The following is a 2106-nucleotide window of genomic DNA, read 5'->3' on the forward strand; positions in this document are numbered from 1 at the left end:
TTCCACTCGAGTCAAAGCACCGTCGGCATCCCGAAAGAAACGGCTCTTCAGTTCCACCGTTTCCGCAATGCCGTAATGGGCCTGATGAATGTGTGCCACGACGGTGACGCATGCCGCCGCAAGAGCCAAAGGAACGAGAGTCCAGCCCGTGTGCTTGATGAGATGCCTTGTGCGATGGTGTGCACGCCCAACCCGGCGAAGCATGAAATGCAGCGCCGCCGCACCATAGAGGGGAAGAATCCAAAGGGCTTCTTCTCGAGTGAGCCAAAAGGCGCCGAGACACAAACCAAGCCCAAGGGCGCGAAGCCCGCGGCACCTCGTTTCGGCGCCGTCTTGAAACAGCAGCAGGGTGAGGGCGGTGACGAGCAGGGCCAAAGAGGTTGAGACGTATTCCCTCATGACCACGCGGGTGTGCAGGGCATAACTGGTGGGGTGGAACCAGAGTGCCGTAAAAAGGAAAAAAGCACCCCAAGGACCCAAAGGGCGTGCCAGAGCATAGGCCGCCGCGCCGCAGCCCGCAAGGTAGAGCCCGTGTTAAGCTGTCAAGAGCGGCGCGTGCAGGTAATGGACGGCGGCGATCCACAGGGGATAAAAGGGGCCTTTGATGAGGGTTCTTTCATCGTAGGGCCCGAACCATCGGCCCTCGCTGATGGAATGGGCCAGGTCGATGAACAGCCGGGAATCGTAGCGGGCGTCTCCCAAGACGATAAGCCTTTGGTCTTGAAGCAGAAGGAACTTGACGGCCACCATGGCACAGCAAAGCCCCAAGAAGAACACAAAACGTCGGCGTTCCGTTTTGAGCGTCGCACTCATGGTTCATCCCCAAGGCATTCAAGGGACATTCAAGGCCCGAGGGCGCCGTGCTTCGAGCAACGCTCGATACGGTTCGGAAGACGAGTCCGGTGCCTTGGGAAGGACTTTGAGATAGCGTTCCACCCGCTCTTCCAGCACCACATCGGGAGCGTACATCCGCACGAACTGCTCCAGGGTGTCGATTTCCGGCAGCGCCGTCGTGTAGACGGTTCGCGTGAAGTGTTCCGAAAAGAAGGGGCGCAACCCCGTGAAAAACGAATCCCGAAAGACCACAGCCGATTTTCCTTCGGATCGGCACGTGGTGATCACAAGGTCCGGATCCTCGGCGTCCAGCACCGGTTCAGGGACCTTAGGGGCGCAGCGCAGCCGACCCGGACGGATCACAGGCACTCGAACTTCTCGAAGAAGGCTTGAAAGGCTCAGCATCCGCGCCAGATCGCCTCCCGGCGTGGAGTGCCATGAAAAATCGTCCACGCCAAAGCGCTGCCCATGGATGCCGGGATCCAGAGAACCCAGCTTTTCCAGGATAAGGTTGGCGGCCAGGGCGGCCCCCAAAGCGTTCCAGTGGGAGTCGGTCTTGTGATAGAGGGGGCCAAATATTTTGGCCTGCCGTAGAGGTTCCCGCAGATCCATCACGGGCACGTCGGATCCGTGCATGGCGTCCATGAACTGATCCAAGCGGGAGCGCTCCCCTCGAACGCGGATGCGGGAGGGGTAATACTCCGGATAGATGGTGTGTTTGTTGGGCACGACGAGAAAAAGGTAAGCGATGCCTTGGCTCTTGAGCCAAGAAGCCTTGGTTTCCAAAACGAGACGCCATCTTTCCAGTTCTTGCGGGGTCAGAGGGTCCGTTCGGCGATAGTCTTCCACGTTGTTACCGTCATTGGGGTCCGTGTAATAAAGCCAGCCCTTGCTGCCCACCAGAACGCGCGGGGTACCTGAACTCCCCAAGGCCAGGGCCATGAGGTGATAAGCCTGGACGAGACGATGACGTCCCCCGAAGTGATCATCGAACCACTTTTCAAAGGTCGACGGAAAAGTCATGAGTTCTTCTGCGCTTGCAGGCCATGACGGCAAGGGGGCCAGAGCGCGTTTTTCCGTTACTGAGGTCGAATGGCCGCGTAGGACAAGAAGAGGAAAGAGAAGGCCCGCAAGAAAGCCGGCGATGAGCACCAGGTCAAAAAAGCGCGAGAGTCTCGTCATGAAGGCGCCTCAAAGGGATCAAAACCGAAAGTAGATGAACGGGTTGTAGGTGCCCGCTGCGAGATGTGCCGCCGACGCCAGAAATAAAAA

The 2106-nt window shown here is 58.5% G+C and carries 3 protein-coding genes; all 3 read right to left on the reverse strand.

Annotated elements, in window-relative coordinates; genetic code table 11:
• Nucleotides 1-399 (reverse strand): hypothetical protein (locus tag ACUVSA_RS14425; protein WP_445895349.1); only part of this gene is annotated, 399 nt, incomplete at its 3' end.
• Between the two features lie 135 nt (nucleotides 400-534).
• Nucleotides 535-813, reverse strand: a complete 279-nt coding sequence (locus ACUVSA_RS14430; RefSeq protein ID WP_445895350.1) for a hypothetical protein — start codon at nucleotides 811-813, stop codon at nucleotides 535-537.
• A gap of 18 nt (nucleotides 814-831) precedes the next feature.
• Nucleotides 832-2016 (reverse strand): alginate O-acetyltransferase AlgX-related protein, encoded by a 1185-nt coding sequence (locus tag ACUVSA_RS14435; protein WP_445895351.1) that lies wholly within the window; start codon nucleotides 2014-2016, stop codon nucleotides 832-834.
• Nucleotides 2017-2106: the final 90 nt, after the last annotated feature.

Source organism: Desulfosoma sp. (genome assembly GCF_052743555.1).

Bases quoted from the DNA above. Each gene is read 5' to 3' on its own strand.
- ACUVSA_RS14430 (WP_445895350.1), bottom strand. From the start codon at position 813: ATGAGTGCGACGCTCAAAACGGAACGCCGACGTTTTGTGTTCTTCTTG.
- ACUVSA_RS14435 (WP_445895351.1), bottom strand. From the start codon at position 2,016: ATGACGAGACTCTCGCGCTTTTTTGACCTGGTGCTCATCGCCGGCTTT.